Below are 25,210 nucleotides of genomic sequence, written 5' to 3' on the forward strand. Positions count from 1 at the left end.
CCTGCCTGGTGTGGGTCATGCAGGTGCAGCGCCGCCAGGGCGCACGGCAAGGTGAGCAGGCCTTGCTCGAAGAGCGCCTCAACGCTGCCCAGCTGGCCCAGGCCGGTCTGCAGGCGCAACTGGACGCCAGCCGCGACGAGGTCAGCGACCTCAGTGAGGCCAACGCCGTCAAACAGGCCCAGTTGGCTGCTCAAGGCCGTGAGCTGGAGCTGCTGCAGATCGACCGCGACAATGCCCGTGACGCCGCCCACGCCTGGAGCCTTGAGCGCGCCAACCGCGAAGCCGAACTGCGCCGCCTGGAAGCGCAAACCGCGCGCCTGGACGCAGAACTGCGTGAACAGCAGGAAAGCCACCAGCAACGCCTGGAAGACCTGCAGGAGGCCCGTGACACCTTGCGCGCCCAGTTCGCCGACATGGCCACCAAAATCTTCGACGAACGCGAACAGCGCTTCGCCCAGACCAGTCAGCAACACCTGGGCCAGTTGCTCGACCCGCTCAAGGAGCGCATCCATGCCTTCGAAAAACGCGTGGAGGAAAGCTACCAACAAGAGGCCCGCGAGCGCTTCTCGCTGGGCAAGGAGCTGGAGCGCCTGCAACAGCTCAACCTGCGTCTGTCCGACGAAGCCACCAACCTTACCCAGGCCTTGAAGGGCCAGAAGACCCAGGGCAACTGGGGTGAGCTGATTCTCGAACGCGTGCTGGAACATGCCGGCCTGGAAAAGGGGCGCGAATACCAGACCCAGGTCAGCCTGAAAAGCGCCGACGGCGAGCGTTTCCAGCCGGATGTGCTGATCATGCTGCCCGGCAACAAGCAGGTGGTGGTGGACGCCAAGGTCAGCCTCACGGCGTACCAGCAGTTCGTTGCCGGCAACGACGAAGCTGCGCTCAAGCAGCATGTGCAGTCGCTGCGCAGCCACGTCAAAGGCCTGTCGAGCAAGGACTACAGCCGCCTCGAAGGCCTGCACAGCCTGGATTTCGTGTTGTTGTTCGTGCCCATCGAGGCGGCCTTTTCAGCGGCCCTGCAGGCCGAGCCGAACCTGTTCCAGGAGGCCTTCGACCGGCAGATCGTGATTGTCAGCCCTACCACGTTGCTGGCGACCCTGCGGGTCATCGACAGCCTGTGGAAGCAGGAACGTCAAGGGCAGAACGCCCGCGAAATTGCCGAGCGCGCCGGCTGGCTCTACGACAAGTTCGTGCTGTTCATCCAGGATCTGGATGAGCTGGGCAACCGCTTGCAGCAGGTGGACAAGGCTTATGCCGCAGCGCGCAACAAGCTGTGCGAAGGGCGTGGCAACCTGGTCAGCCGCAGCGAGCAGCTGAAGCTTCTGGGCGCCCGTGCCAGCAAGAGCTTGCCGGCAGACTTGCTGGAGCGGGCGCTGTCCGACGAGGCGCTGCCCGAGGTAGCGGTTACTGAGCCAGGCTCAGATGGCGATTGAGCAGGGCGCGCAAGGCCGCCGGCTTGACCGGCTTGGCCAGGTAGTCCAGGCCTGATGCGTGTACCCGTGCGATGGTTTCCTTGCTGCCGTCGGCGCTGATCACCACACCGGGTACCGGCTCACCCAGCCGTGCTCGAAGCCAGCCCATCAGCCCGGTGCCGGTCTCGCCGTCGTCCAGGTGGTAGTCCACCAATGCCAGGTGCGGGCGCATGCCCTTGGCCAGCAGGGCTTCGCATTCGGCCTGGTTGCGCGCGGTCCATACCTGGCAACCCCAGCGGCTCAGCAAGCTGTTCATGCCGATCAGGATGCTGTCTTCGTTGTCCACGCAAAGCACTTGCAGCCCGGCCAGAGGCTGGCCGCCCTGTTGTTCCACCGGGGCGCTTGGCGCTGCGGCGGCCTGGCGGGCAATCGGTACGCTGACGCGGAACACCGTGCCCTTGCCCGGCCATGAGCGCACCTCCAGCGGGTGCCCCAGCACCCGGCACAGGCCGTCTGCGATCGCCAGGCCCAGGCCTAGCCCCTTCTCGGCACGGGTCTGGTGGCTGTCCAGGCGCTTGAACTCCTGAAAGATCACCTGCAGCTTGTCGTCAGCAATGCCCGGGCCACGGTCCCAGACCTCTAGCCACAAACGCTCGCCCTGCCGGCGCGCGCCCAGCAGGATCGGGCTCTTGCCGTAGCGCAGGGCATTGGTGAGGAAGTTCTGCAGCACCCGGCGTAGCAGTTTCATGTCGCTGTCCACCCGCAGGCGGCTGCCGCGCAGGCGGAACTCCAGGCCCTTCTCGGCCGCCAGCAGCTTGAACTCGGCGCCCAGGGTGTCGAACAGTTCGTTGAGGGCGAAGGGTTTGGCATCCGGGGTGATCTTGCCGTTTTCCAGGCGCGAGATGTCCAGCAGGTCGCTGATCAGCTCTTCAGCCGAGCGCAGCGAACTGTCCATGTGCTGTACCAGCTGCCGGGCCTCTTCGTTCATGCCCTCGGCCTGTTGCGACAATGCGGCAGAGAAAAGTCGTGCGGCGTTCAAAGGTTGCATCAGGTCATGGCTGACGGCGGCCAGGAAGCGGGTCTTGGAGTTGCTCACCGCTTCGGCCTGGCTCTTGGCTTCGGACAGCGCCTGGTTCAACTGCGAAAGCTCTTGGGTACGCTCTGCCACGCGTTGCTCAAGGCGTTCGTTGGCATCGCGCAGTGCCTGCTCGGCCTCGCGGAACGGGGTGATGTCGGTGAAGCTCATGACAAAGCCGCCGCCCGGCATCGGGTTGCCGATCAGCTCGATCACCCGGCCATTGGGGAACAGTCGCTCGGAGGAGTGCGCGCGGCCCTGGCGCATCCAGTGCAGCCGCCGCGCCACATGCACCTGTGCTTCGCCAGGGCCGCACAGGCCGCGCTCGGCGTTGTAGCGGATGATGTCGGCAATCGGTCGCCCAACGCTGATCAGTCCGTCCGGGTAGTTGAACAGTTCCAGGTAGCGGCGGTTCCAGGCCACCAGGTGCAAGTTCTGGTCGACCACGCTGATGCCTTGGTTGATGTTCTCGATGGCGCCTTGCAGCAGGGCGCGGTTGAACTGCAGCACCTCACTGGCTTCGTCAGCGATGCGCACCACGTCTTCCAGCTGCATGTCGCGGCCTTCGATGGCCGCCTTGACCACCGCGCGGGTCGACGAGGTACCGAGTACGCCGGCCAGCAGGCGCTCGGTGTGCTCGATCCAGTCGCCGTCGGCGTTCTGGTTAGGGTTGAAGCCCTTGCCCTGGCGGTAGGCAAAGCGGATGAAGCTCTGCCGTGCGCGCTCTTCACCGACAAAGCGCGAGGCCAGGGTCAGCAGGTCGTCGATCTGCACCGCCAGCAGCGGTTTGCTGCTGGGTCGCGCGCTGGTCTGCTGGCCAATGAACCGGCCGGCCTGCCAATGCTCGGAAACCCGTGTGCGCGACAATACCGAAACCCAGGCGAACAGGGTGAAGTTGCCCGCCAGTGACAGCACTACGCCTTGGGTCAGTGGACTGATCGGCAGGTTCAGCGGGTTGCCGTGCAGCCATGCCAGGCCAGGGAACAATTGCAACGACCAGCCCAGGCTGTGCGCGGCAATCGGCAGCACCAGGGTGTAGAACCACAGGAAAATGCCGGCGGCCAGGCCGGCGAACACGCCGCGTCGGTTGGCCTGCTTCCAGTACAGCGCGCCAAGCATGGCCGGGGTGAGCTGGGTCACAGCGGCAAAGGCGATCTGGCCGATGGTCGCCAGGCTGGCGGTGGAACCCAGCAGGCGGTAGCTGACATAGGCCAGGAGCAAGATCACCACGATGGTTACCCGGCGAACCGAAAGCATCCAGTGACGGAACGCTTCGAAAGGCCGCTCGGCGTTATTGCGGCGCAGCAGCCAGGGCAGCAGCATGTCGTTGGACACCATGGTCGACAGCGCCACGGCCTCGACGATCACCATGCCGGTAGCCGCCGAGGCACCGCCGATGAACGCCAGCAGGGCCAGGCTCGGGTGCGCCTCGGCCAGCGGCAGGCTGATGACGAACGAGTCGGAGATCACCGTGCCTGGCAGCAGCATCTGTCCGGCCAGGGCAATCGGCACCACGAACAGCGCGGCCAGTGCCAGGTACATGGGGAATACCCAGCGCGCCAGGCGCAAGTCCTGCGGTTCGATGTTCTCCACCACGGTAACGTGGAACTGGCGGGGCAGGCAGATGATTGCCATCATCGCCACGGCGGTTTGCACCACCATGGACGGCCAATTGATGGTTTCTTTCCAATAGTCCTGCAAGTGGATCGACTGGCGGGCCTGGCTGAACAGGTCGTCGAAGCCGTCATACAGGTTGAAAACGATGAAGATGCCCACGGCAAGGAACGCCAGCAGCTTGATCAGCGATTCGAAGGCAATCGCCAGGACCATACCGCGGTGGTGCTCGGTCACATCCAGGCTGCGGGTGCCGAAGACGATGGCGAACAGCGCCAGTACCAGCGACACCACCAGCGCAGTGTCCTGCACGCGGGTGCCGGTGGCATCGGCGTTGGCCCCGATCAGCAGGTTCACGCCCAGTACGATGCCCTTGAGCTGCAAGGCGATGTATGGCAGCACGCCGACCAGGCAGATCAGCGCCACCACCACTGCCAGGGTCTGCGACTTGCCGTAGCGCGCGGCGATGAAGTCGGCGATCGAGGTGATGTTCTGCTGCTTGCTGATCAGCACCATCTTCTGCAGCACCCAAGGGGCGAAGATCAGCAGCAGTACCGGGCCCAGGTAGATTGGCAGGAACGCCCAAAGCTGTTCGGCGGCCTGGCCGACCGCGCCGAAGAAGGTCCAGCTGGTGCAGTATACGGCCAGCGACAGGCTGTACACCCAGGCACGCAGCTTTGGCGGCAATGGCGTGCTGCGGCGGTCGCCATAGAAGGCGATGGCGAACATGATGGCCATATAGGCCAGGGCGACCACGGCGATCAGCCCGCTGGACAACGACATGAAGACTCCGAAGCAAAAAGGTAACGCGGTCCCGATCAATCAGTCTGGCACGCAAGTGCCGCTTCGTCAGCGCAGACGATGGTTGTAGGAGCGGGTTCACCCGCGAATAGGCCGGAGCAGGCCACATCAACCCCTGCGGGTACCCAACCCGTAGAACACCCCTGCCAGTATCACCGACAACACCAGCAGGTAGAAGACCGCCCCCGGCCACAGGTGTACCAGTGCGAACCCCACCATCACCGGCCCCAGCGCTGCCCCCAGGTTGGACAGGTTTTGCGCGCCGTAATACACCCCGCGCAAGTGCTCCGGTGCGATCAGGTCGATAAACATGTACTCGGCCGGAATCACGATGATTTCGCCCAGCGTGAACACCAGCATCGCCAGGCACCAGGCCAGTACCGAGCCCGCCAGCGCAAAACCCAGCAAGCCGGCGATGAACAGGCCCATGCCGGCCAACAGCCACGGCATCAGGCGCTGGCGGCTGATACGCCGGCCAATCAGGTACTGCAAGGCAATGACCGTCACGGCGTTGGTGGTGACCAGATAGCCGATCAGCCGTGCGGCTTCGGCCGGGTTGCTGGTGACCACCAGGTACTGGGACAGGTAGGCGGTGAACTGGCCGAACACCACCGCGCTCAGCACCCCACCCACGGTAAAGCACACCAGCCGATGATCCCGCGCCAGCCCCAGCGCCACTTGGCCGAAGCCGGCCGCGGGTTTGTCCGGTACGCTGGCCTGCAGGCTGCGATCGCCAAGGCGCCAATAAGCCAGGCACATGGCCAGGCCAAGCGTGGCAGAAGCGATGAACGGCACATGATCGTTCAGTTCAAGCATGGCCACGCCCAGCAACGGGCCGGCGGCGTAGCCGACGTTGCTGAGGGTGTACTTGATGGCGAATACCTCCGCCCGCTCATCCACCGGCAGTAACGCGCAGAAGCCTGCCTTGGCGGCGATGTCGACCACTGCCAGGGCCAGGTTGATCAACACCAGACAAAAGAAGAACGGCAGCGCCGAACGGCTGGCGACCGCGCCGACGAAGGCCAGGGCGAACAGCAGGGTACTGGCGCTGACCAGCGTGTGGTTGCGCAAGGTGTCGACCAGATGGCCACCATACAGACTCAATAGTGAGGCGATGATCAGCGCGCCACCGATCAGCAGACCGATCTGGCTGATCGGCAGCTGGAAATTGTCGGCCAGGTAAACCACCAGGTAGGGCAGGGTGAGGGCGCGGGCGACGGTAAGCGTGAAGGTGGTGGTGAGCAGCAGGCGAACGGTGTGCGGGTAGCGTTTTATGGCGGCGAGCATTACCACGTCCTTGTTGTGGGGGTGCCGAGCACAAGCATAAGCCACATGCGGTCCCTTCGGCAGCACCGGCCACGTTCGAGTGAATGTGGGGAGTTCTCGGGCTGCTTCACAGCCCTTGCAATTTATGTCTCGAAGAGGAGTGGCCACCTGGCCCTGTCGTAGGGTTATCGCTCAAGTCATCGAGAGCGCGTGCTGGGAAAAAAGGGGGAACATCTGTTCTGCGCTAGAGCGAGGCCCACTCTTCACGATACTGAACCAGAAAATCCACAAAAGCGCGCACCCTCTGCGGGACATGACGACCGTGGGGGTACAACAAGGTGTACGGCCTCGACCGCCCGCCAAACGGCGTCAATACTTCGACGAGTCGCCCGTCAGCCAGCTCTTGTTCCACGATGAACTTGTAGGTCTGGAACAATCCGGCACCATTTTTTGCGAGTGTGACTCCGCCCAACACGTCGTCGGAACAGGAATAGCTTCCAGCGGTGAACACCTCACGGTCTCGGCCGTTCTCTCGGAACAGCCAAGAGATACGCCTACCGCTACTCGGAAGCTCGAATTGGATGCATTCATGCTGGTCCAGGTCCTCCAGTGCCTGCGGTGCCCCGACCTTCTCCAGGTAGGGCGGAGACGCTACGACAACCAGCTTTGCATCTTCCAGCAACCTGGCAATCATCGTGGAATCAGGTTGAGCTCGTACTCGAATCGCCAGGTCGTATCCTTCCGCAACGAAGTCGATATTTCGATTACCGAGGTGGATATCAACGGTCACCTCAGGGTATAGGTCGCGAAATTTAGGAAGCAACGGCAGGATCCGGTGGTGCCCATACGTCGTGGGCAGGCTGATACGAAGACGCCCTGACGGAGTTGCTTGAGCGCCCATGACTGCCTGCTGGGCCTCCACCAGTTGCGTGAGCGCCTGGCTGCACTGCTCGAAAAAATCCTTTCCTGCATCGGTCAATCGAATGCTTCGGGTTGTTCTTGCGAACAGCCGAGAGCCCAGCCTTTTTTCCAAGCGAAGGATCGACCTGCTTACTGCGGCCGGAGTAACACCAGCGAGCTGAGCAGCGGCAGAAAAGCTGCCCGCTTCCGCAGACAGGCAAAACAGCTCGATACTTCCCAGCTGCAGATCGTCAAAATGCCGCTTCATAGGGCTTGCACCGTATAGGGCCTAGCAGGAGGCTGAGCGTCGGACTCTGCGGTAGAGTCGCGCACCGGCATGGAAAAGTACAACTGGCGTCGAGGTCGTCTCGTGGGTAGTCCCGGCCAGATAGTACAGTGAATCTGCCCATCACCCGTACGGGCCGGTGATGAGCATACTGTCGATCAATGGCCTGCGCTTTGACCGCCGTCGACGTGCAGGATCTCGCCGGTGACAAATGAAGCGCTGTCCAGGTAGAGGATCGCTTGAACGATGTCGTTGATCTCACCCATGTGGCCGACGGGATGCAGCTTGCCCAGGGCATCGTGAGTTTCGGCGCCGTGCATCGGAGTTTTGATGATGCCAGGCGACACGGCGTTAGCGCGGATGCCTCGCTTGGCAAATTCAATGGCGATCGATTTGGTGGCAGCGTTGATGCCACCTTTGGTGAGCGATGCCATTACCGACGGAACGCCGTCGATAGCATGATCAACCAGGCTGGTGGTGACGCTGACCACATGCCCGCTACCACGCTTCACCATTTCCGCGATGGCGAGCTGGGAGATGTAGAAGAAGCCACTCATATTGGTCGCAACGACTTGCGCATAGTCTTCCTTGGTATAGCTGGTGAATGGCTTGGCGACGAAAATCCCGGCGTTGTTGACGAGAGTATCGATGCGCCCGAAGCGGGCCACTGCGTCGCGCACCACTCGTTCCGCAGTGGCCGGATCCGCAATATCACCGGCAACAGTCAGGATGTCTGGGTCGGTCGATGGTTGAATGGAGCGCGAGGTCGCTACCACCTTGTGGCCGAGGGCTCGGAACCCTTTCACCACCCCAGCACCGATGCCTTGAGATGCGCCAGTTACGATGATTACCTTTTGAGAGTCGCTCATGATGTGTTCTCTACAATGGATTAAGTTTAATTGTCTGCCTCATGATTGTGATGGCGACAATTATTTTCGGTACTCGGTTGTTGTAATACCGGAGTAACCCCAATTGTCGGTGTCGACTTCTTCGATTACGATGTGCGTCAACTTCGGATCTTTATGAAGCACGCGCTCCATCGTTTCAGTGATTTCTTTTATCACCTGAGCCTTTTGTTCCCGGGTTACACCATCACGAGTGATGCGGACGCTGATGAATGGCATTGTAAGTTCCTCTATCAAGTGTGCATTGGGTGATGAGCAGCTGATGGAGAAACTCTAGGAACTCAGAGCGAATTGATAAATATGCCGTGAGTTACATCATTTGTGACTTCGTGTATCAAATCACGCGGTGCCATGGCTTGCTGTGCGTGTTGGCGGTCAGTGCACAGCCGTGGCAGCCTTGGCTACCCGTTTTCCAAAGCGCTGTGCGGTCAGGTAGTCGCCTACGCCGAAGAGACACTGACCGTCGAAGCGGCCGACGCGGTGCATGGCCGCTTGCTGCAGCTGCCGGCCGACAGCCCGGTGGTAGTGATCGAGCGCCTGGCCCGAGACTACGCTGGCAAACCTCTGGAATGGCGCCGCTCGCTTGGCCAGGCCTGAGCCGATACTTGCCAGTCAGCGCATTTCCCATGCAGATTTGTGGCCCGGCGCGCTTGGCGAGCCTCCAATTGAAAAGCCCTCAGGACCAAGGACGATGAGTCACTCTTCGCAATTCACCTTGCTCGGCAAGCGGCGTTTCCTGCCGTTTTTCATCACTCAGTCGCTGGGTGCCTTCAACGACAACCTGTTCAAGCAGTCGCTGATCCTGGCGATTTTGTTCAAGCTCAGCCTGGGCGATGGTGACCGATCGATCTGGGTCAACTTGTGCGCCTTGCTGTTCATCCTGCCGTTTTTCCTGTTTTCGGCACTGGGTGGGCAGTTTGGCGAGAAGTTCGCCAAGGATGCGCTGATCCGTGCAATCAAACTGGCCGAAATCGTGATCATGGCGGTTGGTGCGCTAGGCTTTGTCACCAACCATCTGGCGCTGATGCTGGTGGCGCTGTTCGGTATGGGGACCCAATCGGCGCTGTTCGGCCCGGTGAAGTACTCGATCCTTCCGCAGGCCCTGCGCGAGGAAGAGCTGGTAGGCGGTAATGGGCTGGTGGAAACCGGCACCTTCCTCGCCATCCTAGTCGGCACCATCGGCGCCGGGGTGATGATGTCGGCCGACAGCTACGCAACGGTGGTGGCCGGTGGCGTGGTCGGCACGGCTGTGCTCGGCTACCTCGCCAGCCGCTGGATCCCACGGGCGGCTGCCGCCTCGCCACAAATGCCGCTGGACTGGAACATCCTCAAGCAGTCGTGGGTGATCTTGCGCATGGGCCTGAGCCAGCCGCCGGCGGTGTCGCGCTCGATCGTCGGCAACTCGTGGTTCTGGTTTGTCGGCGCCATCTACCTCACGCAGATCCCGGCCTATGCCAAGGATTGGCTGCACGGTGACGGCACGGTGGTGACCTTGGTGCTGACACTGTTCTCGGTGGGCATCGCCCTGGGCTCGCTGCTGTGCGAGCGGCTCAGCGGACGCAAGGTGGAAATCGGCCTGGTGCCGTTCGGCTCCTTCGGCCTGACCCTGTTCGGCCTGCTGTGGTGGTGGCACTCTGGTGATGTGCCGGCTGCAGCAGCGCCGCACGACTGGCTGGCATTGCTGGGCATGAGCCAGGCGTGGTGGATCTTGCTGTCGATCGTTGGCCTGGGGGTGTTCGGCGGCTTCTACATCGTGCCGCTGTATGCGTTGATCCAGGCCCGCACGGCCGAGGACGAGCGCGCCAGGGTGATCGCTGCCAACAACATCCTCAATGCCTTGTTCATGGTAGTGTCGGCGGTGCTCACCATCATCCTGCTAGGCTTGGCCGAACTGAGCATTCCGCAGCTTTTCCTGGTGGTGTCGCTGCTCAATATCGCGGTCAACACCTACATCTTCAGGATCGTCCCCGAGTTCACCATGCGCTTCCTGATCTGGTTGCTCAGCCATTCGATGTACCGCGTGCAGCACCGAGACCTTGAGCGCATCCCCGATGAGGGTGCAGCGTTGCTGGTGTGCAACCACGTGTCGTTCGTCGATGCGTTGCTGCTGGGCGGGGCTATCCGCCGGCCGATCCGCTTTGTCATGTACTACAAGATCTACAACCTGCCGGTGCTCAACTTCGTGTTTCGTACCGCCGGTGCCATCCCGATTGCCGGGCGTAACGAAGACCAGGCGACGTACGAGCGGGCCTTCGCGCGGATTGCCGAGTACCTGGCTGATGGTGAACTGGTGTGCATCTTCCCGGAAGGCAAGCTGACGGGCGATGGCGAAATCGATGTCTTCAAGGGTGGGGTCAGCCGCATCCTCGAAGAAACGCCGGTACCGGTGATTCCGCTGGCCTTGCAGGGGTTGTGGGGAAGCTTCTTCAGCCGTGACCCGGCCAAAGGTTTCTTCAAGCGCCTGTGGTCGCGGGTGACCATCGTGGCGGGCGCCGCCGTCCCGGTGGAGGCGGCGCAGCCCGAGGTGTTGCGCGAACAGGTCAGCCGCCTGCGCGGCCACCTGCGATAGGGGTTAGCTGGCGCTGACTTTCAGGCCGACAAGGCCGCAGACGATCAGCGCCACACTGACCAGCCGCACCAGGGCCATGGACTCGCCGAACAGAATGATCCCGGCGATGACCGTACCGACTGCGCCTACGCCGGTCCAGATGGCATAGGCGGTGCCCAGCGGCAACTCCTTCATGGCCAGGCCCAGCAGGCCCAGGCTGATGACCATGGCGCCGACGGTAAGGACAGTGGGGAGCGGTCGAGTGAAACCGTCGGTGTATTTGAGGCCGACGGCCCAGCCGACCTCGAACAGGCCGGCGAAAAACAGGATGATCCAGGACATGAGTGTGTCTCCATCGTTTGAATGATGGGGCCGTCCCCGGAGTGGTCACGCGGTGCGTCGTGAGGTCGTCCTCACAGTGGGCACCATGGTGCCTGTCTGCGGCCTTCCGGGCAAGTCCGCGCCTGCTGGCCAATTTCCACCCGCCGTTCACCGTTGCCGCCACCACCGTATTCGCGGGTAAACCCGCTCCTACACCTATCGGGGGTGGACACACATTGGTGATTGGGCGCAGGCCGTCGTGTAGGGGCGGGTTTACCCGCGAAAGGGCCGGCCCTGCTGGCCAATCTCCACCCGCCGTTCACCATTGCCGCCGCCACCGCATTCGCGGGTGCTGGTGGAAACGATCCAAGCCAGCACCCGCATCTCATACCCGTCAGACCCCTTGCGGAATCTCTTCCCCACCCAGTGCCTCGAACAGCGCTGGCAGGAATTCGGCAAAGGTCATCATCATCAGCTGGAAGCTGGCGTCGAACTGCTGCGCAGCCTCATCGCCACCGTCCTGCTCGGCCTGCTCCTGCAGCAGTTCTTCGAACTTCAGGCGCTTGATGACCATCTTGTCGTCGAGAACGAACGACAGCTTGTCTTGCCAGGCCAGTGCCAGCTGGGTCACCACCTTGCCAGTGCTCAGGTGCAGCTGAATCTCTTCGCCGGTCAGGTCCTGGCGCTTGCAGCGCACGATACCGCCATCTTCGGCGGTGTCGCGCAGTTCGCACTCGTCCAGCACATAGAAACCTTCGGCCGCTTGCTGCGATTTGACCCAGTCGGTCATGGTGGCCACCGGCGCAATCTTCACCGTGGCCGGGCGCACCGGCAGCGAGCCCATCACTTCACGCAGGGTCGACAGCAGGTCTTCGGCCCGTTTGGCGCTGGCCGAGTTGACCAGGATCACGCCCAGGCGCGGGGCAATGGCAGCGAAGATCATCGAGCGGCGGATGAATGCACGCGGCAGGAACGCCTGGATGATTTCGTCCTTGATCTGGTCGCGCTCCTTTTTATAGACCTTGCGCATTTGCTCGGTCTCGATCTCTTCGACCTTTTCCTTGACCGCGTCGTTGACCACGCTGCTCGGCAGGATGCGTTCTTCCTTGCGCGCGGCAATCAGCAGGTACTCGCCGCTGACATGCACCAGGGGAGCGTCTTCGCCTTTGCCGAACGGCGCGACGAAACCATAGGTGGTCAGCTCCTGGCTGGCGCAGGGGCGGGCCGGCTTGCTGGCCAGGGCGGCTTCCAGCGCTTCAGGCTCGAACGGAACTTCCTGGGTCAGGCGGTAGGTCAGCAGGTTCTTGAACCACATGAGGGGCAATCTCTCCTTAATGCATAAGGCGGGCATTATTCTCCGAGCGGTGAATTGAGGCCAGCCCTGTCAGAGGGCCAGCAGTGGCTTATGCATGAAAGAATCGCCCGACAACGCTAGGTCTTTGAAAGGGCAGAGGTTTTTTTTGCAAAAAGTTTAAAAAGTGCTTGCCAGGGTGCGGGGCGCTCCGTAGAATGCGCGCCACACCGAGACGAAGGGTGATTAGCTCAGCCGGGAGAGCATCTGCCTTACAAGCAGAGGGTCGGCGGTTCGATCCCGTCATCACCCACCACTCGATGTATAGCGCAGCGGTAGTTCAGTCGGTTAGAATACCGGCCTGTCACGCCGGGGGTCGCGGGTTCGAGTCCCGTCCGCTGCGCCATATTCCACTTCCAGGGCCCACTGAACACCCGGAAGTAAAAAAGAAAGCGACCTTAGGGTCGCTTTTTTTATTTCTGCTTTATGCAATCGTCTCCGCCCCTCTGCAACAAGGGGCTAGCTGCGGCACTCTTCTTCCCGCAGCGTCAGCACCTCAAACCCGTCCTCGGTCACCGCCACGGTATGCTCCCACTGCGCCGACAGGCTGTGGTCACGGGTAATCACCGTCCAGCCATCCTTCAGCGTGCGCGTCCCACGCCCACCCTGGTTGATCATCGGCTCGATGGTAAACACCATGCCCGGCTTCAGCTTCATGCCCATACCACGTCGGCCAATGTGCAGCACCTCTGGCGCTTCATGCATCTGCTGGCCAATACCGTGCCCGCAATACTCGCGCACCACGCTGTAACCCGCCGCCTCGGCATGGGCTTGCACGGCATGGCCGATATCGCCCAGCGTGGCTCCGGGGCGCACCTGCTCGATGCCTTTCCACAGCGCGTCATAGGTAGTGTCGACCAATCGCCGGGCTTCTTCGCTGATCTTGCCGATGCCATACATCTTCGACGAATCGGCAATGTAGCCACCCTGTTCCAAAGTGATGTCGACGTTGATGATCGCGCCTTCCTTGAGCACCTCATCGACCTTGGGGATGCCGTGGCATACCACGTGGTCCACCGACGTATTGAGCGAGTAAGGGAAACCGTACTGGCCTTTGCTTGCCGGCCGTGCCTTGAGCGTATCGACGATGAACGCCTCAGCGCGGTCGTTGATCTGCATCGTGGTCACACCGGGGCGGATGAAGCTGTCGAGTTCGGCGAACACCTGGGCCAGTAACTGGCCGGCGCGGCGCATCAGGTCGAGTTGGGCGGGGGTCTTGAGGATCACCTGGGACATGGGGGGAGGGCAGTTGCTCATGCTGGAAATTGCCCCAGCATAGCGCCAGCGGGTACCGGCTTGCCACCGCATGGTGCGTAACCTGTGCAGGCCTCTTCGCGGGCGCGCCCGCTCCCACAGGTACGGCGCCGCTCTCAGGCCTTGCGATATCCCTGTGGGAGCGGGCATGCCCGCGAAAGGGCCGGTATAGCTGGCCCATAAATTGCTGATCTACCCTCATCCCGGGCTGTCAACGTCGACAGCCCTCACCACTTCACGACAAAGGCGCCGTGTTGTCCCGCTTGCATCAGCATGCCGGGGCAGCCGGCGCCTTTTTGCGTTTTCCACAGGAGCCCGCCCATGGCCAACAGCGAAGTACGCAGCGTCTGCCCCTACTGCGGCGTTGGCTGCGGCATCGTCATGAGCGTTGCCGATGGCAAGGTTGGCAAGATCAGTGGCGACAAGCTGCACCCGAGCAACTTTGGCCGCCTATGCACCAAAGGCCTCACCGCCCACCTGCCACTGAGTGCCAGCGGGCGCATGGCCGACGCCTACCTGCGCCAGCAACGCAGCCAGCCGCCGGTGCGCACCAGCATGGACCAGGCCATCGCCGCCACCGCCGAGCGTCTGCGCGCCATCATCGACCAGCACGGCCCGGATGCCGTGGCGCTGTACGTGTCCGGGCAAATGTCGCTGGAGGCCCAGTACCTGGCCAACAAGCTGGCCAAGGGCTTTATCCGTACGCGCCACATCGAGTCCAACTCGCGCCTGTGCATGGCCAGCGCCAGCAGTGGCTACAAGCTTTCGCTTGGCGCCGATGGCCCACCTGGCAGTTACCAGGACTTCGAGCACGCCGACGTATTTCTGGTGATCGGCGCCAACATGGCCGACTGCCACCCGATCCTGTTCCTGCGCCTGCTTGACCGGGTCAAGGCCGGCGCCAGGCTGATCGTCGTCGACCCGCGGCGCAGCGCCACCGCCGACAAGGCCGACCTGTTTCTGCAGGTGCGTCCCGGCAGCGACATGGCCTTGCTCAACGGCCTCTTGCACCTGCTGCATCGCAACGGCCACACCAACCCCGACTTCATTGCCCGCCACACCGAAGGCTGGGACGAACTGCCGACCTTCCTCGACGACTACACGCCCGAGCGTGTAGCCGCCATCACCGGCCTGGCCGAGGCCGATATCATCAAGGCCGCCGAATGGATCGGCAGCGCCAACAACTGGATGAGCTGCTGGACCATGGGCTTGAACCAGAGCATTCATGGCACCTGGCACAGCAACGCCATCTGTAACCTGCACTTGGCCACGGGTGCCATCTGCCGCCCCGGTAGCGGCCCGTTCTCGCTGACCGGCCAGCCCAATGCCATGGGCGGCCGCGACATGGGTTACATGGGCCCCGGCTTGCCAGGCCAGCGCTCAGCATTGGTGGAAGATGACCGCGCGTTCGTCGAACGACAGTGGCAACTGCCACCCGGCAGCCTGCGCAGCGAGGGCGGCGAGGGTACGGTGGCCCTGTTCGGGCAGATGAAAGCCGGTGAAGTGAAAGCCTGCTGGGTCATCTGCAGCAACCCGGTGGCCAGTGTCGCCAACCGCCAGCAAGTGATCGACGGCCTGCGCAAGGCCGAACTGGTCATTACCCAGGACGCCTTCCTCGACACCGAAACCAATCGCCACGCCGACATCCTGCTGCCGGCCGCGCTGTGGGCCGAAGGCGAGGGCGTGATGATCAACAGCGAGCGCAACCTGACCCTGATGCCGCGCGCTGTCGAGCCGCCCGGGCAAAGTTTGCCGGACTGGCAGATCATTGCCCGCGTGGCGTGTGCCATGGGCTATGCCGACGCTTTCGACTACCCCAATGCCGAAGCGGTGTATGAGGAAATACGCCGCTTCCACAACCCCTCAACCGGTTATGACCTGCGCGGTATCGGCTATGCCGAGTTGCGTGCGCAGCCGCGCCAGTGGCCCTGTGCGCCGGGCAGCCAACAGCAACGCAGCCCGCTGCGCTACCTCAACGACGGCAGCAGCCAGGCGCTCTTGCTCGATGCCCAAGGTGGGCGGCCGGCACTGGCTTTTCCCACCGCCAGTGGCAAGGCGCGTTTCTTCGCCCGGCCTTGGTTACCGGCAGCGGAATTGCCGGACGATGACTACCCCATGGTGCTGAACACTGGCCGTGTGCAGCACCAATGGCACACGTTGACCAAGACTGGCAAGGTGCCGGCGCTGAACAAACTGGAGCCCGGCCCCTACCTTGAGATTCACCCCGAGGATGCCGCCCGGCTGGGTGTCGCTGAAAAAGACCAGGTGGCCGTTCGCTCGCGTCGGGGGCACGCCGTGTTGCCGGCGCGCATCAGTGACCGGGTCATGCCGGGTAACTGTTTTGCGCCGTTTCACTGGAATGACCTGATCGGCGAGCACTTGGCGATCAACGCCGCGACCTGCGATGCGGTCGACCCGCTGTCGCTGCAGCCTGCCTTCAAGCACTGCGCCGTAGCCCTGGAGCGGGTCGCAGGTGAGCGCATTGACGCCCTTGATCTGAACACTGCCACTGTAGAGCCTGTCCGCATGCCGACCGCCACCCTGTCCCGTCTGCTTGGCCTGCACACCCTGCCGGTTCCGGTGCTGGCCGAAGCAGAGCGCCATTACCTGCAAGGTTTCCTGCTGGGCCTGGAGCAGGCCCGCGCCGAGGGCGTACCCCGCCTGCCGGCAAGTGCACCGTTGGCTGCCAGTCGTCGTTTGTTTGTCGACGGTTTGCTGGCCGGGCTGTTCGCCCAGCCTGCAACTGCGCCCAGTGCGGCACGGACCGCGCCATGGCATCAGGTGCTGTGGGCCTCGCAGACCGGCAATGGTGAGCAGTTGGCCGAACGCTGTGCCGCGCGCCTGCGCGGTGCCGGTCTGAACGTGCAACTCAGTTGCCTGGAGGCGGTCAGCCCAAGCCAGTTGCAGGGCGCTGCCAGTGTGGTGTTGATCGCCAGCACCTTTGGCGATGGCGACGCGCCCGACAGCGGCGCGGCCTTCTGGCAGGCCTTGCAGGGCGAGGAGGGCACCCACTGTGACGGGCTGCCCTATGCCGTACTGGCCCTGGGCGACTCCAGTTACGACCAGTTCTGCGGTTTTGGCCGCAAGCTCGACCAGCGCCTGGCCGAGCTGGGAGGGCGGCGCCTACTGCAACGGGTGGACTGCGAGCCAGACTTCGACGAAGCCTTTGCCGGCTGGCTCGAAGCGTTGTTGCCTGCACTGGGCAGTGCCGCGGCGCCACCATCGGCGAGTGAACCTGCACCCGTGTCGGCCTTCAGCAAGCAGCAACCCTGGATGGCCACCGTGCTGGAAAACCGCCTGCTCAATGGCCCCGGCGCCAGCAAGGAAACCCGCCAGCTGGTCTTCGACCTGAGCGGCAGCGGCTTCAGTTATGCGGCCGGCGATGCCCTGGGCGTATGGCCGCGCAACTGCCCGGCCCTGGTAGAAGAGCTGCTGACGCTGATGCAGCTCGATGGCCAGGCGATGGTCGAGCTTGAAGGTCATTGCGCCATGCCATTGGCCGAAGCCCTGCAAACACACCTGGAAATTGCCAAGGTCACTGCGCAGCAACTGCAGGCATTTGCCAGCGATGCGCCTGACCTGCAGCGTTTGCTGCAGCCCGAATGCAAGGCCGAGCTGCAAGATTGGCTGTGGGGCCGGCAGTTGGTCGACGTGTTGCGCGCCTTCCCCCAGCAGTTGTCGCTGGCCAGCTGGCTGCAACTGCTCAAGCCATTGCAGCCGCGGCTCTATTCGATCAGCTCCAGCCCGCTGGCGCACCCAGGTCAGGTGCATCTGACGGTATCGACGGTGCGTTATGGCGAACGCAAAGGCGTGTGTTCAAGCTTCCTTGCCGACCGTGCGCAGGTGCAGAAGGTGGCGATCTTCCCGCAGGTGTCGAAGCACTTTCGCTTGCCCGAGGACGACAACGTGCCGGTGATCATGGTGGGCCCTGGTACCGGCATTGCACCGTTCCGGGCGTTCCTCGAGGAGCGAGAGGCACGGGGGGCAAAAGGCGACAACTGGCTGTTCTTCGGCGAGCAGTACGCAGCGACCGATTTCTACTACCAGGAGCAGTTGCAGGCCTGGCAGGCGGCGGGGCACCTGCGGCTGGACACGGCGTTCTCGCGGGACCAGGTCGAGAAGATCTATGTGCAGCAGCGCATGCTCGAGCAGGGTGCGCAGCTGTGGCAGTGGCTGGAGGCGGGGGCGTATTTCTATGTGTGTGGCGATGCGCAGCGCATGGCCAGGGATGTGGATGCGGCGTTGCGGGTGATCGTCGCCGAGCATGGCCGGATGGATGCGGCGGCGGCTGCGGCTTATGTCGAAGGCTTGAGCAAGGCCAGGCGTTATCGGCGCGATGTGTACTGAAGTGCTCCAAGATGGGGTGTTGTGCACCTTGAATGTGCATTGGCTGGGCGGGCCCAGCGCAAGTGTAGGAGCGGGTTTACCCGCGAAGAGGCCGACACAGGCAACCCAGGCAAGCCACGCATCCCAGACAACCCGATTGGCACGCTCCCTGCTTAACCTCGGATACAACAAAGCCCACTGATCAACGGCGATCAACCCGGGCCCCCTACCGTGATGAATACAGGCAAAGGCGCCTGGAGCTTCGGCTCCAGGCGCTTTTTTTTTGATCGAGGATCGGCTTATGAAGGCAACAGCGAGCAGCGGGCAACGAGAGCGACTGGTCATCGTCGGCAACGGCATGGTCGGCCACCATTGCGTCGAACAACTGGTCAGTCGCGGCGCCCTGCAGCGCTTCGAGGTGCGGGTATTCGGCGAAGAGCGCCAACGCGCGTACGACCGCGTGCACCTGTCCGAATACTTCGGCGGCAGCTGTGCCGAAACCCTGGCCCTGTGTGAGCACGATTTCTATGACGCCAATGGCGTGCTCCTGCACCTGGGTGAGGCCGTGCTGGAGATAGACCGCGAGCGCCGCGAAGTCGTCACTGCCGAAGGTCGCTATGGCTACGACCAACTGGTGCTGGCCACCGGCTCCTATCCCTTCGTGCCGCCGATCGAAGGCTCCAGCGGCAATGCCCGCCTGGTCTACCGCACCCTGGACGACCTCGATGGCATTCGTGCTGCCGCAGCCGGTGCCCGCCGAGGGGTGGTGGTCGGCGGTGGCCTGCTTGGTCTGGAAGCGGCCAACGCCCTCAAGTCGCTGGGGCTGGAAGCCCACGTGGTGGAATTCGCCCCACGGCTGATGCCGGTACAGCTGGACGGCGAGGGCGGTGCCGCGTTGAAGGCGCAGATCGAAGCACTGGGTGTGGGGGTGCATCTGTCACGCGCCACCCAGTCGGTCAGTGCCGGTGAAACCTACCGCTACCGCATGAACTTCGACGGCGGTGAGTACCTGGAAACCGACCTGATCGTGTTCTCCGCCGGAATCCGCCCACAGGATGCACTGGGCCGGGGCTGCGGTCTGGACATTGCGGCGCGCGGTGGCGTGGTCATCGACAACCACTGCCGCAGCAGCGACCCACGCATCTTCGCCATCGGCGAGTGCGCCTCGTGGAACGGCAGCGTGTTCGGCCTGGTCGCCCCGGGCTACAGCATGGCGCGCAACCTGGCCGGGCTGCTGATGGGCGAGGCGGCGGTGGCGTTCACCGGCGCCGACATGTCGACCAAGCTCAAGCTGCTGGGTGTGGATGTCGGTTCGATCGGCGATGCCCACGGTGCCACCCAGGGCGCGCGCAGCTATCGCTTCATCGATGAAGCCAACAGCGCTTACCGCCGTTTGGTGGTGGATGCCAGCGGCAAGCACGTGCTCGGCGCGGTGCTGGTCGGCGACAACAGCTATTACGACACCCTGTTGCAGTATGCCCAGAACGGCATCGCCCTGCCGGCCGACCCGGCAGCGCTCATCTTGCCGCAAGGCGGTGGTGCGCCGGCCCTGGGCGCCGATGCGCTGCCCGACAGTGCGACCATCTGCTCCTGCCACAACGTCAGCAAGGGGGCGGTGTGCGCCGCGATCGACAGCGGCTGCAGCGACCTCGCTGCGGTCAAGGGCTGCACCAAGGCCGCGACCGGCTGCGGCGGTTGCGCGGCCCTGCTCAAGCAAGTCTTCGAGCACGAGCTGACGGCCCGCGGCGTGGCGGTGGACAAGAGCCTGTGCGAGCACTTTGCCTACACCCGGCAGGAGTTGTACGGGTTGGTGCGGGTGGAGGGTATCCGCACCTTCAGCGAACTGCTCGAGCGCCATGGCAAGGGCCATCTGGGGTGTGACATCTGCAAGCCGGCGGTGGGCAACATTCTCGCCTCGTGCTGGAACCAGCCGATCATGGACCCGGCGCTGGTGCCGCTGCAGGACACCAACGACACCTTCATGGCCAACATGCAGAAAAACGGCACCTATTCGGTGGTGCCGCGCATTCCCGGCGGTGAAATAACCCCCGACAAGCTCATTGTCATCGGCCAGGTGGCCAAGAAATACGACCTGTACACCAAGATCACCGGTGGCCAGCGCATCGACCTGTTCGGCGCCCAGTTGCACGAGCTGCCGCTGATCTGGGGCGAACTGATCGAGGCCGGTTTCGAAACCGGCCACGCCTACGGCAAGTCGACCCGCACGGTGAAGTCGTGCGTGGGCAGTACCTGGTGCCGTTATGGCGTGCAGGACAGTGTCGCCATGGCCCTGCGCCTGGAAGATCGCTACAAGGGCCTGCGCAGCCCCCACAAGCTCAAGTTCGCGGTATCGGGTTGCACCCGTGAATGCGCCGAGGCGCAGAGCAAGGACATCGGCGTTATCGCCACCGACAAGGGCTGGAACCTGTACGTATGCGGCAACGGCGGTATGCGCCCACGGCATGCCGAGCTGTTCGCCACCGACCTGGACGACGAAACCCTGGTACGCCTGATCGACCGCGTGCTGATGTTCTACATCCGCACGGCCGACAAGCTGCAGCGCACCTCGGTGTGGCGTGAAAACCTGGAAGGCGGGCTGGACTACCTGAAGCAGGTGATCATCGACGACAACCTGGGCCTGGCCAGCGAGCTGGAAGCACAGATGCAGCATGTGGTCGACCAGTATGAATGCGAATGGGCCAATGCCCTCAACGACCCGGAGAAGCTCAAGCGCTTCCGCACCTTCGTCAACGACCGACGCGGCGACCCGGACGTGCACTTCGTGCGCGAACGCGAGCAACGCCGGCCCGCTGCACCACTGCACCTGATCCCAACTGTCGAGGAGGCTGTCTGATGAACCTGGCCAATGCTGCTGTGAACACGCAGGAAAACTGGCAGACGGTGTGCCAGGCACAAGACCTGGTGGCCGACTCCGGGGTCGTGGTTTGGGTCGATGGGGCCCAGGTGGCGTTGTTCTACCTGCCGGGGCAGGCGCAGCCGCTGTACGCGGTGGAAAACCGCGACCCGCGCTCCGGCGCCAACATCATCGGCCGCGGGCTGGTGGGCAGCGTGCAAGGTGAGTTGGTGGTGGCCGCGCCGCTCTACAAGCAGCACTTCAGCCTGCTGAGCGGGGAGTGCCTGGAGGATAGCGCGCAGCGGTTGCGGGTATGGCCGGTACGGATGAAGGGTAAGGCGGTGGAGCTGGCTTTGGCCTGACAACCCTTTGCTGCCTGTGCCGGCCTCTTCGCGGGCAAGCCCGCTCCCACAGAGTCTGCACCGCCTTCAAATACGGCGCTGCACCTGTGGGGCCATCGGCAGGGGAACTGCTCAATGGCAGCCCCCCCGGTGGGCGAGCTGGCGCGGCTTTGTTGAATTGCCGACGAAGCCTGCTTTTCTCGGTATTTCCGCCAGATCCTCGGACTGCCGCTCGGGTCATCCCGCCGCCAGCAGCGCGACCCGGATACGCCGCAAGTAGCGATGCGGTAAGCTTGCTGCCATGAACCTCGACACCCGCATCAAATACCGCCACTTGCTGTGCTTCCTGGAGATTGCCCGGCAGGGCAGCCTGGCCAGGGCGGCCGATATCCTGTCGATCAGCCAGCCGGCGATTTCCAAGACCCTCAAGGAGCTTGAGGACCTGCTCGAGGCGCGCCTGTTCGAGCGTAGCCGCCAAGGTGTCGAGCTGACCCCAGCCGGCACCCGCTTCATGCGTTACGCCGGGCCCAGTGTGCAGGCGCTGCGCGATGGCGTCAGCAGCCTGCGCGGTGAAGCGCGGGCGCCGTCGCAGGTGCGCATTGGCGTGCTGTCCACGGTCGAAGGCCTGCTCATGCCCGAGGTACTGTGCCGCCTGCATCAGCGCCATGAAGCGCTGGTGATCAGCGTGGTCACCGGGGTCAGCGCGCAGTTGCTTGGTCAACTTCACCTGGGGGAGCTGGAGCTGGTGGTGGGGCGCATGACCGACAGTCCGCAAATCCAGGGGTTGTCGTTCGAGCACCTGTACAGCGAGTCGATGAGCCTGGTGGTGCGCCCGGGTCACCCGCTGCTGGCCAGCACGCCCGTGGAGCGAGGGCAGGTGGGGCGTTACCCGCTGGTGCTGCCGCCGGCCGGCACCACCATCCGCCAGCACGCCGACAGCCTGTTCGTGCAATGCGGCATCCAGATGCCGGCGCAGCGCCTGGAAACCCTGTCGCTGGCCCTGAGCCGGCGCTACCTGCTGGGCAGCGATGGCCTCTGGGTGGCGCCGCGTGATGCTGTGCTGCTCGACCTGCGCCGTGGCGAACTGGTCGAGCTTGACCTGGGTGTGCGTGAGCCGGGAGGGTCGGTGGGGATTTGCCGCAATGCCGCCTTGCCGATGAGTTTGCCGGCGCAGTGGGTGGGTGAGGTGCTGCGGGAGGTGGCGGGGGAATATCGGGAGGGGCGTTATCCTTGAGGTTTTCGGTGGCCTGCCTGCCCTGGTGTTTCCGACCTCAGAACCCGCAGAAATAAAAGGCCACAAAAAAACGGCAAATCCGGCACAAAGGGTCAATACTGGCCAATGGCTGTAAAGCCTTCGATGAAGAAGCTTTTAACGACTGAACTTCCTTACGAAAACCCGCTCCTATGCCGGTAGCCATTGGTCATGGCCGCCTGCTAAGCTCGCGGCTTTACCCTGATTGCCCTTATGGCGCATGAACAAGGAAATAGCATGAAACAGCATCGTTTGGCGGCTGCGGTTGCCCTGGTAGGCCTGGTACTGGCTGGCTGCGATCAACAAGCCAGCAGCCCCGAGCTGAAGACTCCGGCGCAGAAAGCCTCCTACGGTATCGGCCTGAACATGGGCAAGAGCCTGGCTCAGGAAGGCATGGAAGACCTTGATTCGAAAGCAGTCGCCCTCGGCATCGAAGACGCCGTTAGCAAGAAAGAACAACGCATCAAGGACGAAGAGCTGGTAGAGGCCTTCACCGCATTGCAGAAACGCGCCGAGGAGCGCCTGGCCAAGGCCAGCGAAGAAGCCGCCTCCGCCGGCAAGAAATTCCTCGAAGAAAACGCCAAGAAGCCAGGCGTGGTTACCACTGCCTCGGGCCTGCAGTACGAAGTGGTCAAGAAGGCCGACGGCCCGCAGCCCAAACCGACTGACGTGGTCACTGTCCACTACGAAGGCAAGCTGATCGATGGCAAGGTATTCGACAGCTCCGTCGAGCGTGGCAGCCCGATCGACCTGCCGGTCAGCGGTGTGATCCCAGGTTGGGTCGAAGGTTTGCAGCTGATGCACGTCGGCGAGAAGTACAAGTTGTTCATCCCGGCTGAACTGGCCTATGGCGCACAAAGCCCAAGCCCGCTGATCCCGGCCAACTCGGTACTGGTGTTCGATCTGGAACTGATCGCCATCAAGGACCCGGCCCAGTTGCAAGGCGCCGAGCCGCAAGCCGAAGCCCCTGAAGAAGCACCTGCCAAGTAACATTGGCTGGTTGTCGAAAACGCCCCACATTGATGGGGCGTTTTCGTTTGTGCCGATTGGACGAACCAGCAACAGCTGATACTGTCCGAAGAAATGCAGCGTGAAGAAGTAGGATGTTTCTGACGCAAATCGTTTGCGGCGCAGGTAGCCATGGCGTGAAACGACTGTGTAAAAAACGCCCGATCTGACTGGGCCCCTTGCCTGGCAGGCACCTGGGGTCGGAAACCTCGCCCTGTTCACAAGGTTATCCACAATAAATGTGGATAACCTTTTCCTCTCGGAGGCTCCATGAGCGCACCCTGGAATTTTGCTCGTTTCCTGCCTTTGGCCGAGCGCCTGCTCAGCCGCGGGCGGTTGCCGGCCTTGCTGTTCGCGGTGGCGCGCAAAGGCCCGCGCCTGGGACAACTGCGTGAAGATGTGAAGCTGCTGCAGTCGCTGTGCCTGGCCTGGTGGAGGGGTGAGTACCGCGCCATCAGCCCCAAGGCGCTGGTCACTGTCGTGGCTGGTCTGCTGTATTTCGTCAGCCCCATCGATGCTATCCCGGACTGGTTGCTGGGGGTGGGTTTCCTCGATGACATCGCGGTGCTGGGCTGGGTGCTGAAAACCGTGGCCGACGAGTTGGCGCGTTTCAAGGCCTGGCGCGATAACCAGGCACCCGAACGGCTGCGCGCGGTCGAGCGCCTGCCGGCTACCCCGGAAGCACTGCGGCTGGAGCGCAACAGCTAATCAAACTGGCCTGAATATCACCTCAACTGCACAGACCTCGGAGTTGGTAATATAATTGGCATAAGGGTTATGCCTACGGATTACATGCTGTAATCCTTTTTAAAGGGGTTTGTAATGGGTATTCAGGTCATCAGCCGGGACGGTCAACCCGAGTACGCCGTCGTTCCCTGGGAGCAATACCAGGCGTTGCTCAAGGCTGCAGGGCAGGCACCTGCCGAGGCGGTTTCCGGTGAGGCGCAGGGCGTTGTTGCCAGTGCCCCCCTGCCAGCCTTCAACGAAGTCGCCCAGATTCGCCAGGCCAAGGGCATTGCCCCTGAGCAACTGGCGCGCAATGTCGGGGTGAGCCCGGCGTATCTGGCCATGATCGAATCGGGTGAGCGCCAGCCAGATGCTGCCATCCGCCGCGCCCTGGCCTGGCATCTGGGGGTGGCTGGCTGGAGCGAGCCATCATGAGCCAGGTCAGGATCAGCCGTCAGCACTGGGATAACCTGCTGGGTGAGCTTGACCTGGCCCGTCGTCAACGTCACCTGTTGACATACCGCGCACTGATCGAGCGCTTGCAGTTGCCCAGCCCGGCCATGCAGACGCTGACTGCCGCGCTGGAATACCTGGCGGTGCTGGATGCCCGTGCCGAGCAGCCATTACGCAGTTCGCTGGTGATCAGCCAAGGCGCCAGCCGTTTGCCGCGTACTGGCTTCTTTGAGTGTGTCGAGCGCCTGGGGCGGTTTACCGGGCCGGTCGATGGCATGGAGGCCGCCTCGTGGCATGCCTCTGAGGTGGTTCGGGTGTTCGAGTACAGCTATCCCGAAACGGCCTGAAGCGTTACCCATTCCAGCCTATTCGCTACAGGTGGTGACCCTGAGCGAGAGGGCAGGGCCTGCTGGCCAATTTCCATCCGCCGTTCACCGTTGCCGCCGCCACCGTATTCGCGGGTAAACCCGCTCCTACGCAGATCGGTGGTGGACACGCATCTGGGGTCGGACTC

At 63.0% G+C, this 25,210-nt stretch carries 18 protein-coding genes, 2 tRNA genes and 2 pseudogenes; 14 read left to right on the plus strand and 8 right to left on the minus strand.

The genetic code is table 11. The features are described from left to right. Positions 1-62 precede the first annotated feature (62 nt). Complete coding sequence (gene rmuC / locus ACF8GF_RS09300) at positions 63-1,436, plus strand: DNA recombination protein RmuC (RefSeq protein ID WP_176685504.1); 1,374 nt, start codon at positions 63-65, stop codon at positions 1,434-1,436. On the opposite strand, the gene ACF8GF_RS09305 is transcribed toward rmuC, so the two are convergent. The 5 genes from ACF8GF_RS09305 to ACF8GF_RS09325 all read right to left on the minus strand — a co-directional run bounded on the left by ACF8GF_RS09305 (position 1,408) and on the right by ACF8GF_RS09325 (position 8,481). Then, complete coding sequence (locus ACF8GF_RS09305) at positions 1,408-4,887, minus strand: NahK/ErcS family hybrid sensor histidine kinase/response regulator (RefSeq protein ID WP_392488017.1); 3,480 nt, start codon at positions 4,885-4,887, stop codon at positions 1,408-1,410. The two genes, rmuC and ACF8GF_RS09305, sit on opposite strands and share 29 nt — an antisense overlap. Positions 4,888-5,013: 126 nt before the next feature. Beyond that, positions 5,014-6,192, minus strand: coding sequence for an MFS transporter (locus ACF8GF_RS09310; protein WP_176685470.1), 1,179 nt, complete (start codon positions 6,190-6,192; stop codon positions 5,014-5,016). A 223-nt stretch (positions 6,193-6,415) separates the two neighbouring features. Further along, the gene (locus ACF8GF_RS09315) at positions 6,416-7,339 is read right to left on the minus strand and encodes a LysR family transcriptional regulator (protein WP_176685469.1); all 924 of its coding nucleotides are present in this window, start codon (positions 7,337-7,339) and stop codon (positions 6,416-6,418) included. Positions 7,340-7,515: 176 nt separating this feature from the next. Continuing rightward, on the minus strand, positions 7,516-8,226 hold the full coding sequence (locus tag ACF8GF_RS09320; protein ID WP_339535970.1) for an SDR family NAD(P)-dependent oxidoreductase: 711 nt from the start codon (positions 8,224-8,226) through the stop codon (positions 7,516-7,518). A gap of 60 nt (positions 8,227-8,286) precedes the next feature. Beyond that, positions 8,287-8,481 (minus strand): 4-oxalocrotonate tautomerase family protein, encoded by a 195-nt coding sequence (locus ACF8GF_RS09325; RefSeq protein ID WP_392488018.1) that lies wholly within the window; start codon positions 8,479-8,481, stop codon positions 8,287-8,289. A 159-nt stretch (positions 8,482-8,640) separates the two neighbouring features. Here ACF8GF_RS09325 and ACF8GF_RS09330 point away from each other — a divergent pair. Continuing rightward, a pseudogene (locus ACF8GF_RS09330) lies at positions 8,641-8,859 on the plus strand (UTRA domain-containing protein); the annotation flags it as partial. A gap of 94 nt (positions 8,860-8,953) precedes the next feature. Continuing rightward, the gene (locus ACF8GF_RS09335) at positions 8,954-10,831 is read left to right on the plus strand and encodes a 1-acyl-sn-glycerol-3-phosphate acyltransferase (RefSeq protein ID WP_176685466.1); all 1,878 of its coding nucleotides are present in this window, start codon (positions 8,954-8,956) and stop codon (positions 10,829-10,831) included. Positions 10,832-10,834: 3 nt separating this feature from the next. On the opposite strand, the gene sugE is transcribed toward ACF8GF_RS09335, so the two are convergent. Both sugE and rdgC read right to left on the minus strand, forming a co-directional pair. Then, a complete protein-coding gene (gene sugE, locus ACF8GF_RS09340; protein WP_010952753.1) occupies positions 10,835-11,152 on the minus strand; it encodes a quaternary ammonium compound efflux SMR transporter SugE in 318 nt (105 codons plus the stop codon). A 373-nt stretch (positions 11,153-11,525) separates the two neighbouring features. After that, the gene (gene rdgC, locus ACF8GF_RS09345) at positions 11,526-12,446 is read right to left on the minus strand and encodes a recombination-associated protein RdgC (RefSeq protein ID WP_209964092.1); all 921 of its coding nucleotides are present in this window, start codon (positions 12,444-12,446) and stop codon (positions 11,526-11,528) included. Between the two features lie 216 nt (positions 12,447-12,662). Between rdgC and ACF8GF_RS09350 the strand changes: the two genes are divergently transcribed. Then, positions 12,663-12,738 (plus strand) — tRNA-Val (locus ACF8GF_RS09350). A gap of 13 nt (positions 12,739-12,751) precedes the next feature. After that, a tRNA-Asp gene (locus ACF8GF_RS09355) sits at positions 12,752-12,828 on the plus strand. A gap of 113 nt (positions 12,829-12,941) precedes the next feature. Here the strand turns inward: ACF8GF_RS09355 and map are convergent. Next, on the minus strand, positions 12,942-13,790 hold the full coding sequence (gene map / locus ACF8GF_RS09360; RefSeq protein WP_392488019.1) for a type I methionyl aminopeptidase: 849 nt from the start codon (positions 13,788-13,790) through the stop codon (positions 12,942-12,944). Between the two features lie 267 nt (positions 13,791-14,057). Between map and ACF8GF_RS09365 the strand changes: the two genes are divergently transcribed. The 9 genes and pseudogenes from ACF8GF_RS09365 (at position 14,058) to ACF8GF_RS09405 (ending at position 25,043) form a co-directional block, all read left to right on the plus strand. After that, on the plus strand, positions 14,058-18,083 hold the full coding sequence (locus ACF8GF_RS09365; RefSeq protein ID WP_392488020.1) for a molybdopterin-dependent oxidoreductase: 4,026 nt from the start codon (positions 14,058-14,060) through the stop codon (positions 18,081-18,083). A gap of 280 nt (positions 18,084-18,363) precedes the next feature. After that, positions 18,364-20,916 (plus strand): nitrite reductase large subunit NirB, encoded by a 2,553-nt coding sequence (gene nirB / locus ACF8GF_RS09370; RefSeq protein WP_392488021.1) that lies wholly within the window; start codon positions 18,364-18,366, stop codon positions 20,914-20,916. Then, positions 20,916-21,278: a nitrite reductase small subunit NirD gene (gene nirD / locus ACF8GF_RS09375; RefSeq protein ID WP_392488022.1), complete on the plus strand. Its 363-nt coding sequence runs from the start codon at positions 20,916-20,918 to the stop codon at positions 21,276-21,278. Before nirB ends, nirD begins: the two co-directional genes overlap by 1 nt. A gap of 126 nt (positions 21,279-21,404) precedes the next feature. Further along, a pseudogene (locus ACF8GF_RS09380) lies at positions 21,405-21,548 on the plus strand (AraC family transcriptional regulator); the annotation flags it as partial. A gap of 10 nt (positions 21,549-21,558) precedes the next feature. After that, positions 21,559-22,491 carry a pca operon transcription factor PcaQ gene (gene pcaQ / locus ACF8GF_RS09385; protein WP_209964107.1) on the plus strand — a complete coding sequence of 311 codons (933 nt, stop codon included), beginning with the start codon at positions 21,559-21,561 and terminating at the stop codon, positions 22,489-22,491. Between the two features lie 255 nt (positions 22,492-22,746). Further along, positions 22,747-23,499, plus strand: coding sequence for an FKBP-type peptidyl-prolyl cis-trans isomerase (locus ACF8GF_RS09390; RefSeq protein ID WP_010952765.1), 753 nt, complete (start codon positions 22,747-22,749; stop codon positions 23,497-23,499). 288 nt (positions 23,500-23,787) lie between these two features. After that, complete coding sequence (locus ACF8GF_RS09395; protein WP_176685013.1) at positions 23,788-24,225, plus strand: YkvA family protein; 438 nt, start codon at positions 23,788-23,790, stop codon at positions 24,223-24,225. Between the two features lie 114 nt (positions 24,226-24,339). Then, the gene (locus tag ACF8GF_RS09400; RefSeq protein ID WP_176685014.1) at positions 24,340-24,678 is read left to right on the plus strand and encodes a helix-turn-helix transcriptional regulator; all 339 of its coding nucleotides are present in this window, start codon (positions 24,340-24,342) and stop codon (positions 24,676-24,678) included. After that, the gene (locus ACF8GF_RS09405) at positions 24,675-25,043 is read left to right on the plus strand and encodes a hypothetical protein (RefSeq protein ID WP_003252539.1); all 369 of its coding nucleotides are present in this window, start codon (positions 24,675-24,677) and stop codon (positions 25,041-25,043) included. Before ACF8GF_RS09400 ends, ACF8GF_RS09405 begins: the two co-directional genes overlap by 4 nt. The last annotated feature ends 167 nt before the right edge of the window (positions 25,044-25,210 follow it).

The sequence above is a fragment of the Pseudomonas sp. yb_5 genome (assembly GCF_043103865.1).
GTDB classification, from domain to species: Bacteria; Pseudomonadota; Gammaproteobacteria; order Pseudomonadales; family Pseudomonadaceae; genus Aquipseudomonas; species Aquipseudomonas putida_Y.